Source organism: Pelagimonas sp., assembly GCF_050633425.1.
GTDB lineage: Bacteria > Pseudomonadota > Alphaproteobacteria > Rhodobacterales > Rhodobacteraceae > Pelagimonas.
In genome coordinates, this window is record NZ_JBOEGM010000008.1 from 303,851 (window position 1) to 318,606 (window position 14,756).

17 protein-coding genes are annotated in these 14,756 nt (G+C 54.5%); 9 read left to right on the forward strand and 8 right to left on the reverse strand.

The features are described from left to right. Positions 1-54: 54 nt before the first annotated feature. A complete protein-coding gene (locus ACRBB0_RS06985) occupies positions 55-1,419 on the reverse strand; it encodes a methyl-accepting chemotaxis protein (protein ID WP_431373688.1) in 1,365 nt (454 codons plus the stop codon). A 140-nt stretch (positions 1,420-1,559) separates the two neighbouring features. Further along, complete coding sequence (locus tag ACRBB0_RS06990) at positions 1,560-1,928, reverse strand: YMGG-like glycine zipper-containing protein (RefSeq protein WP_431373689.1); 369 nt, start codon at positions 1,926-1,928, stop codon at positions 1,560-1,562. A 219-nt stretch (positions 1,929-2,147) separates the two neighbouring features. Between ACRBB0_RS06990 and ACRBB0_RS06995 the strand changes: the two genes are divergently transcribed. Next, positions 2,148-2,684: an ImmA/IrrE family metallo-endopeptidase gene (locus ACRBB0_RS06995; protein WP_431373690.1), complete on the forward strand. Its 537-nt coding sequence runs from the start codon at positions 2,148-2,150 to the stop codon at positions 2,682-2,684. Positions 2,685-2,797: 113 nt separating this feature from the next. Here ACRBB0_RS06995 and rplI read toward each other — a convergent pair whose 3' ends face one another. From rplI to rpsF, 3 genes are read right to left on the reverse strand one after another with little or no spacing between them, the layout of a single operon-like run. Next, positions 2,798-3,418, reverse strand: a complete 621-nt coding sequence (gene rplI / locus ACRBB0_RS07000) for a 50S ribosomal protein L9 (protein ID WP_431373691.1) — start codon at positions 3,416-3,418, stop codon at positions 2,798-2,800. A gap of 12 nt (positions 3,419-3,430) precedes the next feature. Further along, a complete protein-coding gene (gene rpsR, locus ACRBB0_RS07005) occupies positions 3,431-3,658 on the reverse strand; it encodes a 30S ribosomal protein S18 (RefSeq protein ID WP_097802815.1) in 228 nt (75 codons plus the stop codon). A 22-nt stretch (positions 3,659-3,680) separates the two neighbouring features. Then, the gene (rpsF, locus tag ACRBB0_RS07010; RefSeq protein WP_431373692.1) at positions 3,681-4,043 is read right to left on the reverse strand and encodes a 30S ribosomal protein S6; all 363 of its coding nucleotides are present in this window, start codon (positions 4,041-4,043) and stop codon (positions 3,681-3,683) included. A 267-nt stretch (positions 4,044-4,310) separates the two neighbouring features. On the opposite strand from rpsF, the gene ACRBB0_RS07015 reads away from it, so the two are divergent. Then, complete coding sequence (locus tag ACRBB0_RS07015) at positions 4,311-4,556, forward strand: hypothetical protein (protein ID WP_431373693.1); 246 nt, start codon at positions 4,311-4,313, stop codon at positions 4,554-4,556. A 129-nt stretch (positions 4,557-4,685) separates the two neighbouring features. Further along, the gene (locus ACRBB0_RS07020) at positions 4,686-5,255 is read left to right on the forward strand and encodes a YceI family protein (protein ID WP_431373694.1); all 570 of its coding nucleotides are present in this window, start codon (positions 4,686-4,688) and stop codon (positions 5,253-5,255) included. Positions 5,256-5,343: 88 nt separating this feature from the next. On the opposite strand, the gene ACRBB0_RS07025 is transcribed toward ACRBB0_RS07020, so the two are convergent. Continuing rightward, on the reverse strand, positions 5,344-6,549 hold the full coding sequence (locus tag ACRBB0_RS07025; RefSeq protein ID WP_431373695.1) for a cytochrome b/b6 domain-containing protein: 1,206 nt from the start codon (positions 6,547-6,549) through the stop codon (positions 5,344-5,346). A 152-nt stretch (positions 6,550-6,701) separates the two neighbouring features. Between ACRBB0_RS07025 and fabD the strand changes: the two genes are divergently transcribed. The 3 genes from fabD (at position 6,702) to ACRBB0_RS07040 (ending at position 8,970) form a co-directional block, all read left to right on the forward strand. Continuing rightward, a complete protein-coding gene (gene fabD, locus ACRBB0_RS07030) occupies positions 6,702-7,643 on the forward strand; it encodes an ACP S-malonyltransferase (protein ID WP_431373696.1) in 942 nt (313 codons plus the stop codon). Between the two features lie 89 nt (positions 7,644-7,732). Further along, positions 7,733-8,470: a 3-oxoacyl-ACP reductase FabG gene (gene fabG, locus ACRBB0_RS07035; RefSeq protein ID WP_431373697.1), complete on the forward strand. Its 738-nt coding sequence runs from the start codon at positions 7,733-7,735 to the stop codon at positions 8,468-8,470. 266 nt (positions 8,471-8,736) lie between these two features. Continuing rightward, the gene (locus ACRBB0_RS07040; protein WP_431373698.1) at positions 8,737-8,970 is read left to right on the forward strand and encodes an acyl carrier protein; all 234 of its coding nucleotides are present in this window, start codon (positions 8,737-8,739) and stop codon (positions 8,968-8,970) included. Positions 8,971-9,349: 379 nt separating this feature from the next. On the opposite strand, the gene ACRBB0_RS07045 is transcribed toward ACRBB0_RS07040, so the two are convergent. Together ACRBB0_RS07045 and mazG are read right to left on the reverse strand one after the other, a co-directional pair. Continuing rightward, complete coding sequence (locus ACRBB0_RS07045; RefSeq protein WP_431373699.1) at positions 9,350-10,354, reverse strand: Fe(3+) ABC transporter substrate-binding protein; 1,005 nt, start codon at positions 10,352-10,354, stop codon at positions 9,350-9,352. A gap of 81 nt (positions 10,355-10,435) precedes the next feature. Next, entirely contained in the window at positions 10,436-11,263 is an 828-nt protein-coding gene (gene mazG / locus ACRBB0_RS07050) for a nucleoside triphosphate pyrophosphohydrolase (protein ID WP_431373700.1), read from the reverse strand. 73 nt (positions 11,264-11,336) lie between these two features. Between mazG and ACRBB0_RS07055 the strand changes: the two genes are divergently transcribed. The 3 genes from ACRBB0_RS07055 (at position 11,337) to speB (ending at position 14,753) form a co-directional block, all read left to right on the forward strand. After that, complete coding sequence (locus ACRBB0_RS07055; RefSeq protein ID WP_431373701.1) at positions 11,337-12,494, forward strand: M20 aminoacylase family protein; 1,158 nt, start codon at positions 11,337-11,339, stop codon at positions 12,492-12,494. A gap of 46 nt (positions 12,495-12,540) precedes the next feature. Further along, positions 12,541-13,701 carry a M20 aminoacylase family protein gene (locus ACRBB0_RS07060; protein WP_431373702.1) on the forward strand — a complete coding sequence of 387 codons (1,161 nt, stop codon included), beginning with the start codon at positions 12,541-12,543 and terminating at the stop codon, positions 13,699-13,701. A 92-nt stretch (positions 13,702-13,793) separates the two neighbouring features. Continuing rightward, the gene (gene speB / locus ACRBB0_RS07065) at positions 13,794-14,753 is read left to right on the forward strand and encodes an agmatinase (protein ID WP_431373703.1); all 960 of its coding nucleotides are present in this window, start codon (positions 13,794-13,796) and stop codon (positions 14,751-14,753) included. Positions 14,754-14,756: the final 3 nt, after the last annotated feature.

Here is a 14,756-nt window from a genome sequence, read left to right on the forward strand (position 1 = left end):
CGGCTTCTAAACAGAAAAGCCGCCCTTATCGGGCGGCTTTTATTTTATTGCATGTTAAGATGCCTGAGCTCTGCGGGCGGCTTTGGGCGCTGTCTCCCAGTCCCCATTTTCAGAGCCGGTTGTGCGGAAACTCGCAACTTGCTCGGTTAGGGTTTCACTGTCTTTTTGCAACGATTTGCTGATGTCAGTGGTTTCCAACACCATTGAGGCATTGCCTTGGGTCACACGGTCAAGATCTGCAACGGCTGTATTGATTTGTGACAGTGTAGAGGATTGCTGATCCAGGCTTCCAGAGATGTCTTTGATATGGGTAGAGATCGTTCCTACCCCTTTAAAAATATTGTTGAGCTCTCCGCTCGCGCGAAGGACCAAATCTGCGCCTTCCGCCACATGTTCACTACTTTGATTGATGAGCTTTTTGATGTCGCGGGCGGAATCTGCTGATTGCTGCGCAAGTTGACGAACTTCGGTGGCAACTACCGCGAAACCTCGCCCGGCCTCTCCGGCGCGCGCCGCCTCAACACCTGCATTCAGTGACAGAAGGTTGGTCTGAAAGGCGAGGTCGTCAATCACGGTAATGATCTGAGAAATTTCACCGGATGATTTTTCTATTCTACCCATGGCATCGGTCACATCGTTGACGACTTGACTGCTACCTTGAGCAGCTGCCTGCGTTTCGGAGGCGATTTGGTCAACATGACGCGCATTGTCTGCAGCTGCATTGGTGTTTGACGTCAACTCTTCAATCGCCGCGGCGGTTTCTTCCAACGATGCGGCCTGGTTTTCAGTACGCGACGACAATTGCTCGGACGAGTTATGCATCAGAGCACTACTATGAGCGATCGTAGAATTCGCGGTTTTGACCTGCGAAACAAGGAATTGCAGCTGATCACAGGCCTCATTGTAAACCCCAACCACCTGATCAAGGTCCGCAACACCGCATTCTTCCATCCGATAGGTCAAATCACCGTTTTTCAACTGATTCAAACCCTTGGCGATACTATTGACACCCTCACGTCGAGCGGTCACATCGCTCGCGACTTTGATGACGCGGATCACTTTGCCATCATTGTCTTGGATAGGAGCATATGTTGCCTGAATCCAAACGGTTGACCCGTTTTTGTGTACTCTCGGAAATTGGTCAGTTTTGGCTGCTCCAGACGTCCCAAGCTCTTCCCAGAAAGCTGTGTATTCAGGGCTCTGGCGGTATTCGGGCTCGACGAACATTGCATGTTTCTGCCCCTTGATTTCATCAAGGTCATATCCGAGGGCATCGAGAAAGTTCTGGTTGGCTTTCAGAACTGTTCCGTCGGGTTCAAAATGGATGACAGCCTGAGTGCTTTCTATCATTTCGAGCAAGGCTTCGTCGTCCCGATGTCTTGTATTTGTTTTCTGCGGTGATTTGCCAAATAAGGTCATTCAGAGATCCCCATCTCTCGGAGTAATTTGAGAGAATGTCTCCAAAAAAGGTGAGGATATCCCTAATGGGTGAGATGAAGGTGTTTTTTATTTTACGAGTCACCCCTGAGGCCGGGCTCAGGGGCTGATTTGGGTTAACCTTAGCCAATAACATTGTGTCCACGGTTTTGTAGACAACGGATAACGACCTGACGCTGTTCCGTTCGCAAATCGTCCCGTGCTGCTGCTGCGCCAGCCAGCGCACCAACCCCAGCTCCAACCAAGGCGCCTTCGGTGGGATCATTGTCGTCATCCAAAGCACCGAAAACGGCTCCGCCAGCAGCTCCGATCAGTGCGCCGTTTTTGATGTCGTCGGGGTGAAATTTGGCAGCCAGATGCTTGCACGCCTGAAGATCGGACGCGAACATAGCGTTCCTTGGCCCGTCAATCGTGTACGATTTGTCCATTGGTGCGGTGCAGGCCGCCAATGACATTGCCCCGATTAATACTACAATTTTAACGTTTTCCATGACATTTCCTAATGCGAAGCGGTCTTTCTTGACCTTGTGCCGCCTTGTATCGCTCCAGCTATTGTTGGAAAATTCGCAGATTTTGCATGGAATCTAGACGAAAATGCATAGGAGTTTTCGGAAGGACCGGTGATTTACCGCGCAGAAAGAATTCTTGTGCTAACTGAAAGGGATCAGCCCCGCCACGCTACGAAAAATTGGTTACTTAGGACGTTTTGAATGCCTCGCAAATACCCGAATTATCCGTATATTGAGCCAATCACCTGCGGCAAATCGGATGATCAGATTTCCGCTATTGTTGACAAACTTCTCCTCCAAAACCCCCAGCTATCAATGCAAGATGGTGGTCCACTTGATTCGCTGTGCCGCGCGTTGGATGTAGATGTCGAATATTCTGATAGGCCCAATGAAATCTTGCTGGATGTTCCTATCGGGCGCAATGCAGTTATCTTCTTGGCCAAAGATTCAAAGACACGTCACGACCGTCTGGCGACGGCGACGGGCTTGGGGCATTGGCTTTTGCATGTGCCGCCAACCCGTAAAGCCCATCCGGATGTCGGAATTCAGGCGTTGTATGACCCAACTGATCCAGAGGCATTTCAGGAAGCGCGTCGTTTTGCATTTGCGCTCTTGATGCCAGAGGCTGCTTTCAAGAGCCTTTGGTATGAAGGCGGCGGGCAACTCACGGCTGAGACCCTGAATGTGCCAACGCAATCGGTGTATGACCGAGCAAAAACGTTAGAGCTTTCCAGCTGAAAAACCGGTTTAAAAGCCAGCCTTCGCAAGCCAAAACCAAGTAGCTGATCACCAATAACAAAAAACCCGCACGAGTTATCCTCGCGCGGGTTCTTTTGTACAAACTCGAAAACTTATTCGTCTTCGGATGTCTCTTCTGCTGCAGCCGGAGCTGGTGCATCATCACCATCTTCGTCAGCAGCCGCACCGATATCGTCAAACAGCTGGGACACTTCGAATTCAGCTTGCGCTTCTTCTTCGGCGGCCAGTTCCTGGATCGATTTACCGGAGGCTTGCAATTCGGCTTCTTCTTCCGAACGGGCAACGTTCATTTTGATCTGAACGGTCACTTCGGGGTGCAGAACCACATCGACAGTGTGCAGGCCAAGGTCTTTGATCGGGTTAATGATCACAACCTGCTTGCGGTCAACAGAGAAGCCAGCTTCGGTGGCAACTTCGGCCGCATCACGTGTTGTGACCGAACCATACAGGTTGCCGCCATCAGACGCAGAGCGAATCACAACGAACTGCTGTCCGTCGAGTTTTTCACCAAGCGCTTCGGCTTCTTTTTTGGTTTCCAGGTTGCGCGCTTCGAGCTGAGCTTTCTGGGCGTCGAACTGAGCGATATTCTCTTTCGAGGCGGTCAGTGCTTTGCCTTGCAGCAGCAGGAAGTTACGTGCGTAACCCGCTTTGACGTCTACGACGTCGCCCATCTGGCCCAATTTGGCCACACGTTCCATAAGGATAACTTTCATTGTCAGTTCTCCTTATTTCACAGCGTAGGGCAGCAGGGCGAGGAAGCGGGCGCGTTTGATGGCTTTTGCCAGTTCACGCTGCTTTTTCGCAGACACTGCGGTGATACGGGAAGGAACGATTTTGCCGCGCTCAGAGATGTAGCGCTGCAGAAGACGTGTGTCTTTGTAATCGATCTTAGGTGCGTTGTCGCCCGAGAAGGGGCAGACTTTGCGACGGCGGAAAAACGGTTTTGCAGCCATGGTTTAGCTCCTCTTCTATGGGTTAGTCGCGTGGGCGGCGTTCGCGGCGATCGCCACGTTCGTCACGCTTTTGCATCTGAACAGAAGGACCTTCGGCGTGCTCATCGACCTTGATGGTCAAGATGCGCATCACGTCATCATGCAGACCCATCAGGCGTTCCATTTCCTTAACCGCAGGTGCGGGGGAATCGGTGCGCAAGAAGGCATAGTGACCCTTGCGGTTTTTATTGATTTTGTAGGCCATGGTCTTCACGCCCCAGTACTCGGACTCGACGACTTTGCCGCCGTTGTCAGCCAAGACTGTGCTGAAGTGTTCTACAAGGCTCTCGGCCTGCGCGTTGGACAAGTCCTGACGCGAAATAAAGACATGCTCATACAGGGGCATGTGCTCTCCGTTTATATCAAGGCGCATTTCAAAGGGCCGGGTTTACATCCTTACGCCCCAACCCACGAGAGACTGCGCGGTTCAAAATGTCTTGCGAAAGGATGGCTCCTTCTACACGGTTTGCCCCAGCATGCAAGGGTGATCCTGGCCCCGGATCCGCGTTTTCCCCAGCCATTATTACAATGTCGTGAAATCCCCGCTTATCTGCCTAACTTGTGTCTTTTTTTAACGAAATTCTGGGACGGTATTTTAGCCAAGGAGCCCCTCATGGATATCGTAATGTCTCAGCTCGCGAAACAAGATCCTCGCTGTCAGGCACCAACTCCGGTTCCGATGCGGTTTATCCAAAAGCTGGTTTTGTCTTTTGTCGGATGTTCCATGGGGATGGCGGGCTTTGGTATATGGCTTGTATCAAGTGTTGCAGGCGATCCGGGAATGCTGTTGATAAAGCTGGGCTTGTCGATATTTATGCTTATTGTTGGCTTGTGTTGCATGCTGATTGCCCGATCTTGATTGTAGCAATAGTCACGCTGCTGTGATTGTTCATATTTCCACAGAAATTGTGGGGGTATGTGCAATTGAGCACAATGACGCCAAGCTGCACTTAAAGCGCATCTTTTCGCGAATCCAAAGGAATCCGTCATGAAATCAGTTCTCTTCGCCGCCGCACTGGCAGCAGCCCCCATTTCCGCCCTTGCCGCCGACAGCTATGTGCTTGATGCAAGCCACAGCCAGATCGTTTTCGAATATAACCACCTTGGGTATTCAACAACTTACGGCATGTTCTCTGGCTTCGAGGGCGAAATTTCATGGGATCGCGATGATGTGTCCAAATCCTCCGTCAACGTTTCTTTCCCTGTGCGTTCGATGCTGACCGGTTGGGAAGCGCGTTTTACACATTTCATGACCGCAGATTTCTTTGATGCTGCCGATGATGAAATGGTGAGCTTTGCGTCCACTGGTATCGAAGTGACGGGCGACACCACGGCCCTGATCACCGGCGATCTGACTTTGAACGGTGTGACCAAGCCTGTCGTTCTGGATGCCAAGCTGAACCAAGAGGGTGATCACCCAATGGCGAACAAGCCTTGGGCCGGTTTCGATGCAACCGCGACTGTTCTGCGGTCAGATTTCAACGTTGGCGCATTTGCACCCTACGTGAGCGACGAAGTGAAGCTGATGATCTCAGTCGAAGCGATGAAAGCTGAGTAAGCACCGCTTCCCTCGTATATAAGAAAGCCCCCGCGATGCTATTCGCGGGGGCTTTTTGCTGTCTGGGTTTTGCGGCGGGGCGCGGGTCTTACCGCTCGGCGGTAAGGGAAACGTTGACGAGAACATCAAATCCCAATTGACCTGGATCCTGATTGCCATCGCCAATGCCAAAGGTGCGTCGATCCAGCTCAAACGATCCGCTCATCTGTGCTTGATCCCCGTCCAGCTGTAAATCGAACGGGAATTCCAGTTCGGATGTCACCCCACGCAGTGTCAAATTGCCCTTGGCGAGGTGTGTTTCCCCGTCGCGCACGATGTCAGCGCTGAATTGAGCCGTGGGAAATGCAGCGGCATCAAAGTAATCGGTGCCCAGCGATTGCGCTGTCACCGACCCCAAACTGACCGAACCAATCGAGATTGTGACCTCGACAGAGCCGGCAACGCCATCCGCTGCGGTTTCATCGTAAGAAATGGCCGCGGTCCAATCGGCGAACTCACCGGCGACAGTGTTGCCGAACTGCGTGATAGACAGGGCAATTTGTCCCTCTTTGGTCTGCCATTCGGTGTCAACGGTTTCTAGCTGTAAGGCAGGGGTTTGCGCGGTGTCGGCGTGTCCAAAGGCACCGAGGTTCGCGCCAATCACCAATCCTGCGCCCCATACGACAATCGCGGCCAAAACCGGGGCAAGATGTTTCGGTTTTGGTGCCGACGTCGCGGGCAACTGTGATTGCGCACCGGATGGCAACATGCGCGCCAGGGTTTCATCCCGATCGATGAATTTATGCTTGAGAGCCCCGGCGATGTGCAAAAACAAAGACACAACAAGGACGCGTTCAAGAACAATATGCGCCCCTGCTGCTATTTCCGCCAGCTCGGGGCTTTTGGGAATAAAGGGGAGACCTTGACCCAACGGCCAAAGGATCGGGGCAAAGCCAGAGGTGGCTGCGTGCTCGACCCAGCCTGATACGGGAACCAATAAGATTGATCCGTATAACAGGACATGCACGGTTTCGGCAGCAAATGTTTCGAGCTTGCGATCTGGGTGCAAAGGGGCCGGTTTGGGCTGTGATAACATCCAAGCCACCCGCACCAATGCGACCACAAAGACGGCAATGCCAAGCGTTTTATGCGCTGAGAAAAGCTGAACCTTCCACGCCAAAGCGTCTGGATTATCCATTGGGGCATCATTGGCGATAATGCCGAGGGGGATCATAATTGCGATGCCAAGCGCGGTCATCCAATGCAGGCCTTTGGCCAGGCTTCCGTAATGTGACTCGGTGTTGTTCAGGGCCATGGGGTACCTCCTAATATGTTGCTTTGGACATACCGGTTGCAGACAATCAAGCAATATCAGCCTGTGCACAGTGTTGGTGCGTTGTCGTTGCACGGCGCGGCGCAGGGTTGTAAGGGCAATAAGAGAAAAAGAGCTTACATTTGGAGACAGGCATGACCCGCGCTTTCATCTTTCCCGGCCAAGGGGCCCAATCGATTGGCATGGGCCGTGATTTGGCCGAGACTTACCCACAAGCCCGCGCTGTGTTTGATGAGGTCGATGACGCGCTTGGCGAAAAACTGTCGGATATGATCTGGGAGGGTGAAATCGCGGACCTGACCCTCACCGCCAATGCGCAGCCTGCCTTGATGGCGACGTCGATTGCCGCCATGCGGGCGCTTGAGGCGGAAGGCGTGTCGATTGATGCGGCGTCCTATGTGGCGGGGCATTCGCTCGGGGAATACTCGGCTTTGACGGCCGCAGGGGCCTTGACGGTTGGCGATGCGGCCAAATTGTTGCGCGCGCGTGGCAATGCGATGCAAGCGGCTGTGCCTGTGGGCGAAGGGGCAATGGCGGCGGTCCTTGGCCTCGATCTTGAGGCTGTTCGTGCTGTTGCCAAGCAAGCAGCCCAAGGCGAAGTCTGTGCGGCGGCCAATGACAACGACCCGGCACAGGTTGTGATTTCGGGCTCCAAGGCGGCTGTGGAACGTGCGGTTGTGATCGCCAAAGAAGCGGGCGCGAAACGTGCGCTGTTGCTGCCAGTCAGCGCGCCGTTTCATTGTTCCTTGATGGAGCCAGCGGCCCAGGCAATGGCACAGGCCCTTGAAGCAACGCATATCGACACACCCAAGGTGCCCGTTGTGGCCAATGTTGTTGCCGAAGCGATTGATGATCCTGCTGTGATCCGGTCGCTCTTGGTGGATCAGATTTGCGGGTCGGTGCGCTGGCGCGAATCCGTTGAGTGGATGGTGGCCCATGAGGTTACGGAATTCTGGGAAGTTGGGGCCGGTAAGGCGCTATCTGGCATGGTAAAGCGCATCCATCGCGGAGCCGTGTTGCGCAATATTGGGACAGCTGCGGATGCCAAGGCGGCGGCCGATAGTTTGAACGGTTGAGGTAAGCGGCAAAACTTTTGAGAAAAGTTTTGCAAAAGTTTTTAACAAAACTTTTGGGCCTCACTAGGGAGGCCGGGAGAGGAAAATAGATGTTTGATCTGACTGGAAAGTCTGCGCTTATCACTGGCGCATCGGGTGGTATTGGCGGAGAGATTGCCAAAGCACTACATGCTGCCGGGGCGAATGTTGGCTTGTCGGGCACACGGGTGGAGCCGCTTGAGGCTTTGGCGGCTGAACTGGGCGAACGCGCTTTTGTGCTGCCGTGTAACTTGTCTGATGCGGCTTCTGTCAACGCGCTGCCCAAGCAGGCGATTGAGGCGATGGGGGCGGTTGATATTTTGGTCAACAATGCCGGCATCACCCGCGACAACCTGTTTATGCGCATGTCCGAAGACGACTGGGCCAGTGTTGTTGAGGTTAATATGACCGCGACCTTCCGCCTTTGCAAAGGTGTCGTGCGGGGCATGATGAAGGCGCGTTGGGGCCGGATTGTGAATATCTCTTCCGTCGTTGGCGCAACTGGCAATCCGGGGCAGGGCAACTACGCGGCTGCCAAGGCTGGCGTGATCGGGATGTCCAAATCTTTGGCCTATGAAGTTGCCTCCCGCGGAATCACTGTGAATGCCGTGGCACCGGGCTTTATTGAAACCGCCATGACAGACAAGCTGAATGACGACCAGAAATCTGGCATCTTGACCCAAGTGCCTGCGGGCCGCATGGGCTCACCAGAAGAGATCGCGGCGGCGGTTTTGTATTTGGCCAGCCCAGAAGCGTCTTACACGACGGGCGCGACCTTGCATGTCAACGGTGGCATGGCCATGTTGTAACCTCTTCGCGCGCATTTGGCCCGTGGTGATGGAAAGCATTTGCCATCAGCGCTGCCTGTGATATAGGCGCGCAGGAATAGGTTTGGGCGGAGTCCATCCGGCCAGACACGCCCGGCAAGCCCGGGGGAACGAACCGCCCGTCAGGGCAAACCAAACCACCCCGAGGGGGCGCATCGCATGCCACCCCTTTAGGGCGTATCGTATGCCACCCCTTTGGGGCGAGGGCGAAACGGGCCGACAGGGCCTGATAGAAGTGAGGAAAGAACATGAGCGACATCTCAGATCGCGTGAAGAAGATTGTTGTTGAGCACCTGAGCGTGGAAGAAGACAAGGTTGTTGAAGCCGCGTCTTTTATTGACGATCTGGGCGCGGACAGCCTCGACACTGTTGAGCTGGTTATGGCCTTTGAAGAAGAGTTCGGCATCGAAATCCCGGACGACGCAGCCGAAACCATCCAGACCTTTGGCGATGCGGTTAAGTTCATCACAGAAGCGTCTTAAGCTTCTCTGAGAATTGATCTAAAGGCGGCGTCCATTTGGGCGCCGTTTTTTATTGGATTGGATGGTTGGCCGCTTGAGCCCCTGTTGTCACAGGGGCACGTCGCCCCACCCACCATCCCGCAGCGTTGTAATGATCACGGCGGGAGTCCACCTGGCCTGTTGAAGCCTGAGCGTGCCCCTCTAAGAGCGACATGTTCCTTGGAGGAAACAAAAACGCCGGACCAAATGGCCCGGCGTTTTGTGTCTGATAAGGCTAGGCCGCGCAACCATGTGATTGCGCAAATGCCAAAGATCAGCCCGAGAACAGCCTGAGATCAGCCCAGAAAGTTTGCTGATTTTCCGTTGGACAGATCAGCAAGCCGGGCTTGAATCGGTGGAATTAGCCGTCGAAATCAACGGTTTCAACAAGCTTGAGCGCATCCGCGCGATGACCGGCCAGGGTCATCAGGTTGACGTCATCCGCATCGAAGCTTCCCCAGCTTTTGACCAGATCGATGGCTTGTGTGCCCGGTGCGATTGGGTATTCAAAGTTGGCTTCGGCGTAGATTTCCTGTGCCTTAGGGGAAGCCAAGAATTCCATCATTTTCAGAGCGTTGTCTTTGTTGGGCGCGGATTTTGTCATCGCCACACCCGACACGTTCACATGCGTGCCCGCACCTTCAAAGGTCGGGAAAACCACGTTCACGCTATCGGCCCAGACTTTCTGTTCTTCGTCTGAGAGCATTTTGCCCATGTAATAGGTGTTGCCCAATGAAATGTCGCATTCCCCGGACCAGATCGCCTTGACCTGTGCGCGGTCATTGCCCTGTGGTTTGCGCGCGAGGTTGGCTTTGACACCTTCGAGCCACGTCTGAGTGTAGTCAGAGCCGTGATGCTCGATCATCGCGGAGACAAGCGCGATTGTGTAGGCATGTGTCCCGGAACGGGTGCAGATACGGCCCTTCCATTTAGGGTCGGCCAGATCTTCGTAGGTGGTGATGTCACCTTCGGCAACGCGATCTTTAGAGGCGTAGACGATGCGGGCGCGGGTGGTGAGGCCCCACCAGTGACCTTCGGGATCGCGATAGGACTCAGGAACGTTTTCGCTCAGTGTTTCGGATTGCACAGGCTGGGTCAGGCCTGCGTTCACAGCCGCCGCCAAACGCGAAATATCTGTGGTCAGGATCATATCAGCAGGAGAGCGTGTGCCCTCGGCCTGCAACCGTTCGATCATGCCCTTTTTCAGATAGGCAACGTTCACTTTGATACCGGTTTCGGCGGTGAACGCATCTGTCAGCGGTGCGATAAGCTCAGGCTGACGATAAGAATAGACGTTGATTTCTTCAGCAAATGCCGGGGCCGCGATGGCAAGGGCAGTCAAGGCAGTGGTGAGGCGCAAGAACATTGTGTTCTCCTAAAACTGGTGTGTTCGTTGGCTGCGTCTTAACCTGACTAAAATGCTCTGGTCAATACCTGATAATGATTATCAGGTACTTTTCTCGGCGATTTTGGCCGCGTCCCAAAGGGCGTCCATTTCCTCTAAGGTGCTGTCTTTTGGTGATTTTCCGTGCGCGTCTAACGCCGCTTCTATGTATTCGAAACGACGGGTGAACTTGGCATTCGCAGCGCGAAGAGCGGCCTCGGGGTCTATTTTCCAGTGACGAGCGAGGTTTGCCATGACAAACATCAAGTCGCCAAACTCTTCGAACTTATCCTCAGGTGTCTCTGCCTGTTCAACTTCGCGGGTCTCTTCGATCAGCTTGTCAAACACCTCATCTGTGCTAGGCCAATCAAACCCGACCCGCGCGGCACGGTTTTGCAATTTAACCGCGCGCATCAACGCCGGGAGCCCCATGGCGACACCGTCCAAAACACCCGTTTGCTTTTTGGCAGCGCGTTCTGATGCTTTGATCTTTTCCCAATCTACCGTCTGTTGATCCGCTGATTTGTCACCGCGTTCATCACCAAACACATGCGGGTGCCGCGCCAGCATTTTATCTGACATCGTGTCTGCGACGTCGTCAAAACCGAAATACCCGGCTTCTTGGGCCATTTGTGCATGAAAAACGGACTGAAAGAGCAGATCGCCCAGTTCACCCTTCAATTCATCCCAGGCTTCGCGCTCAATCGCGTCGGCAACTTCATAAGCTTCTTCGATCGTATACGGCGCAATGGATGCAAAATCTTGTTCCAGATCCCAAGGGCAGCCGCCATCGGGATCCCGCAGTCGGCGCATAATTTCAATGAGGCGCGGCATGCCGCCATTGGGGGTGTTCACGAGCTTATCCGAGGCCGCTTTCGTCAGGTCGGTCATTGCATGTTCCAAGGTTTTTGCTTCAATTTGCGTTACCAAGAGGGATGCGGCATCGAGACAAAGGAGTCCAGCCATGGCGGTCGTGAACCGTATTGCAGGTTTTGCTCAGGAAATGGCCGGATGGCGCCAGCACATCCACCAAAACCCCGAATTGGGGTTGGATTGCCATCAAACCGCAGCGTTTGTTGCGGATCGCTTGCGTGAATTTGGTGTGGACGACATCCACCAAGGCATCGCAACCAGCGGTGTGGTCGCGGTGATTAATGGCAAGGGCACCGGGCCGGTGACAGGGCTGCGGGCGGACATGGATGCGCTGCCGATGGAGGAGGAAACCGGCAAATCTTATGCCAGTAAGGTGCCGGGCCGCATGCATGCCTGTGGGCATGACGGTCACACGGCGATGTTGTTGGGGGCGGCAAAATACTTGGCCGAGACGCGGAACTTCACCGGTCGCGTTGTGCTCCTGTTCCAGCCCGCCGAAGAAATCATCGGCGGGGGACGCATCATGGTGCAGGATGAAAACGTTATGGAGCGGTTTGGCATCCAAGAGGTTTATGCGCTGCACACTGATCCGTTTGGTGAATTTGGCGAGTTTCGCACCAATAGTGGGCCGATCATGGCGGCGGTGGATGATTTTACCATCAAAGTGCGTGGCACAGGCGGGCATGCGGCCTATCCGCAAAAATGCCGAGATCCGTTTCCTTGCGGATTGGCCATCGCGCAGGCCTTGCAAACGATTGTGTCCCGCAATGTCAGTCCGCTTGAGGCGCTGGTGGTGTCGATGACACAGTTTCATGGCGGATCGGCGATGAATGTGATTCCGGGTGAGATCATGATGGCCGGCACGGTGCGCAGTCTGACACCTGAGCTGCGTGCTAGTGCCGAAGAACGTATTCGCGCGATTGTTTCGGGGCAGGGCACGGCGTTTGGGATGGAGGTTGAGCTTGAGTATGACAAAAGCTATCCGCCCTCGATCAATCACGCGGCCCAGGCGATGTTTGCGGCTGATGTCGCGCGCGGGGTTTCGGGGCAGGTGATTGATGATCTGCCCCCTGAAATGGGGGCGGAAGATTTCTCCTATATGTTGGAGGAAAGGCCGGGGGCTTTTCTGTTTTTGGGGCAGGGAATTGGCCCCTCTGTTCACCACCCCGAATTTGACTTTAATGATGAAGCCGCGCCGATTGGGGCCTCGTTTTTTGCGCGGCTGATTGAAACGCGACATCGTGCTTGAGGTTTGACAAAATTTGCGAAATGGTCACGTTCAAAGGAGATATTCCATGCCAATCGTGAATTCCATCGCCGCCATGCAAGAGGATCTGACCGCCTGGCGCCGCCATCTTCATCAAAATCCCGAACTGGGATTAGATTGCTTTAAGACCGCCGCCTTTGTCGTTGATAAGCTGAAAGAGTTTGGCATCACCGAGATACACGAAGGCATTGCGCGTAGCGGTGTTGTGGCGATCATTGAGGGGCGTAATCCTGGGAAAACCATTGGGTTGCGGGCCGATATGGATGCGTTGCCGATGGATGACATGTCTGGCACGGATCACGCATCAAAAATTGCGGGGCGGGCGCATACCTGTGGTCATGATGGTCATACCACGATGCTCTTGGGGGCCGCCAAATATCTGGCCGACACCCGCAACTTTTCGGGTCGGGTTGCGCTGATTTTCCAACCGGATGAAGAGGGTGGCGGTGGCGGCCGGATCATGGTCGAAGAGGGGATGATGGAGCGTTTCGAGATCGAAGAGATCTACGGCATCCACAATTCTCCCGAAGATCCTGAGGGGCATTTACTCACTGCGCCGGGGCCGTTGATGGCGGCTGTCGACAGCTTTCAGATCAACATCAAAGGCAAGGGCGGGCATGGCGCGATGCCCTATTCCACCCGTGATCCGATTATGGCTGCGGTGGCTACGGTGCAATCTCTGCAGTCGATTGTTTCGCGCAATATTGATGCTCTGGATCGTTTGGTGGTCAGTGTTACCCAGATCCATTCCGGCACCAGCCACAATATCATCCCCGACACTGCCTTTATCGAAGGAACGGTTCGGAGTTTTGACAAAGGCGTTCAGGCGTTGGTGATGGAACGTATGGCCGAGATTGTCGACCATCAAGCCAAGGTCTTTGGTATGACTGCTGACCTGACATATGAGCAGGGCTATCCGGCCACGATAAATCATGATGCGCAGGCGGCGTTTGCGGCGGATGTGGCGCGGGAGGTTGTTGGCACCGATAAGGTGGATGGCAACGTCAAACCGATCATGGCGGCGGAGGATTTCTCTTACATGCTTGAGGCACGTCCGGGGGCGTATTTGTTCTTGGGGCAGGGCGGCGGGCCGGTGTGTCACCACCCTGAGTTTGACTTCAACGACAATATTGCACCGGTTGGTGCCAGCTTTTTTGCACGATTGGTCGAGAAAGCCTTGCCCTTGTAAGCAGACTTGCGGCAGAATTTGATCAAATGTGGTGGCCGGCCCTTTGCAATGTCGCCCACCCGCCCACCCCGACACCGCAAAGGGCCTGATCAATGAGCCTTGAAGACGCCAAAACCCAAATCGATCACGCCTTTACCCGGAGCGATTTCAAAGGTCCGTCCTTTGAAAATGTCTTTGCTGGTGCGGCCTCCTTTTTGCGTCGTAGATATGCAAAGGACCTGTCTGGGGTCGATATTGCCGTGACTGGCCTGCCATTTGATCAAGCAGTCACCAATAGGCCGGGCACGCGGCTTGGGCCACGGGCCATTCGGGAGGCCTCGTTGCTGCAACCCTGCGATGCGCCATATGGCTGGGGGTACGACGTCTTGTCGGAATTTGCGATTGCGGATTACGGCGACATGGCCTTTGACTATGCGCGCCCAGACTTGGTTCCTGCGCTGATTGAGCAACATGTCGCGGGGATTTTGGCACAAGGCGCGGCCTGTATTGCGCTTGGGGGCGATCATTCGGTGACCCATGGGTGCATGCGCGCCCACGCAGAAAAGCATGGTGCGTTGAGCGTCATTCAATTTGATGCCCATACGGACACCTGGGCCGATGACGATAGCGCGCGCGTTGATCACGGCACGTTTATGTACAAAGCGGCCAAGGAAGGCGTGGTGATGCCGGAACGCTCTGTTCAGGTGGGTATTCGCACCGACAATCCTGATCCGATTGGGTTTAACATCCTCGATGCGCGCGCGGTTCATAGCCAAGGCCCCGAAGCCATTGCACGTCAGATCAAAGACTTGGTCGGGGACAATCCGTGCTATGTGACCTTTGATATTGATGCTTTGGACCCAGCTTATGCGCCTGGCACAGGCACCCCGGTTTGGGGCGGGCTCACGAGCCATCAGGCGGCGGTGATGTTGCGGGATTTGGCCGGGATCAATTTGGTTGGCGGCGATGTTGTCGAAGTCTCGCCCCCCTTTGATACCACCGGAGCGACAGCGATTGCGGCGGCGCATGTTGCTACAGAATTGTTGTGTCTGTGGGGTTGGACGCGGCGTTAGGTT

Bases quoted from the DNA above. Each gene is read 5' to 3' on its own strand.
- ACRBB0_RS06985 (WP_431373688.1), bottom strand. From the start codon at position 1,419: ATGACCTTATTTGGCAAATCACCGCAGAAAACAAATACAAGACATCGG.
- ACRBB0_RS06990 (WP_431373689.1), bottom strand. From the start codon at position 1,928: ATGGAAAACGTTAAAATTGTAGTATTAATCGGGGCAATGTCATTGGCG.
- ACRBB0_RS06995 (WP_431373690.1), top strand. From the start codon at position 2,148: ATGCCTCGCAAATACCCGAATTATCCGTATATTGAGCCAATCACCTGC.
- rplI (WP_431373691.1), bottom strand. From the start codon at position 3,418: ATGAAAGTTATCCTTATGGAACGTGTGGCCAAATTGGGCCAGATGGGC.
- rpsR (WP_097802815.1), bottom strand. From the start codon at position 3,658: ATGGCTGCAAAACCGTTTTTCCGCCGTCGCAAAGTCTGCCCCTTCTCG.
- rpsF (WP_431373692.1), bottom strand. From the start codon at position 4,043: ATGCCCCTGTATGAGCATGTCTTTATTTCGCGTCAGGACTTGTCCAAC.
- ACRBB0_RS07015 (WP_431373693.1), top strand. From the start codon at position 4,311: ATGGATATCGTAATGTCTCAGCTCGCGAAACAAGATCCTCGCTGTCAG.
- ACRBB0_RS07020 (WP_431373694.1), top strand. From the start codon at position 4,686: ATGAAATCAGTTCTCTTCGCCGCCGCACTGGCAGCAGCCCCCATTTCC.
- ACRBB0_RS07025 (WP_431373695.1), bottom strand. From the start codon at position 6,549: ATGGCCCTGAACAACACCGAGTCACATTACGGAAGCCTGGCCAAAGGC.
- fabD (WP_431373696.1), top strand. From the start codon at position 6,702: ATGACCCGCGCTTTCATCTTTCCCGGCCAAGGGGCCCAATCGATTGGC.
- fabG (WP_431373697.1), top strand. From the start codon at position 7,733: ATGTTTGATCTGACTGGAAAGTCTGCGCTTATCACTGGCGCATCGGGT.
- ACRBB0_RS07040 (WP_431373698.1), top strand. From the start codon at position 8,737: ATGAGCGACATCTCAGATCGCGTGAAGAAGATTGTTGTTGAGCACCTG.
- ACRBB0_RS07045 (WP_431373699.1), bottom strand. From the start codon at position 10,354: ATGTTCTTGCGCCTCACCACTGCCTTGACTGCCCTTGCCATCGCGGCC.
- mazG (WP_431373700.1), bottom strand. From the start codon at position 11,263: ATGACCGACCTGACGAAAGCGGCCTCGGATAAGCTCGTGAACACCCCC.
- ACRBB0_RS07055 (WP_431373701.1), top strand. From the start codon at position 11,337: ATGGCGGTCGTGAACCGTATTGCAGGTTTTGCTCAGGAAATGGCCGGA.
- ACRBB0_RS07060 (WP_431373702.1), top strand. From the start codon at position 12,541: ATGCCAATCGTGAATTCCATCGCCGCCATGCAAGAGGATCTGACCGCC.
- speB (WP_431373703.1), top strand. From the start codon at position 13,794: ATGAGCCTTGAAGACGCCAAAACCCAAATCGATCACGCCTTTACCCGG.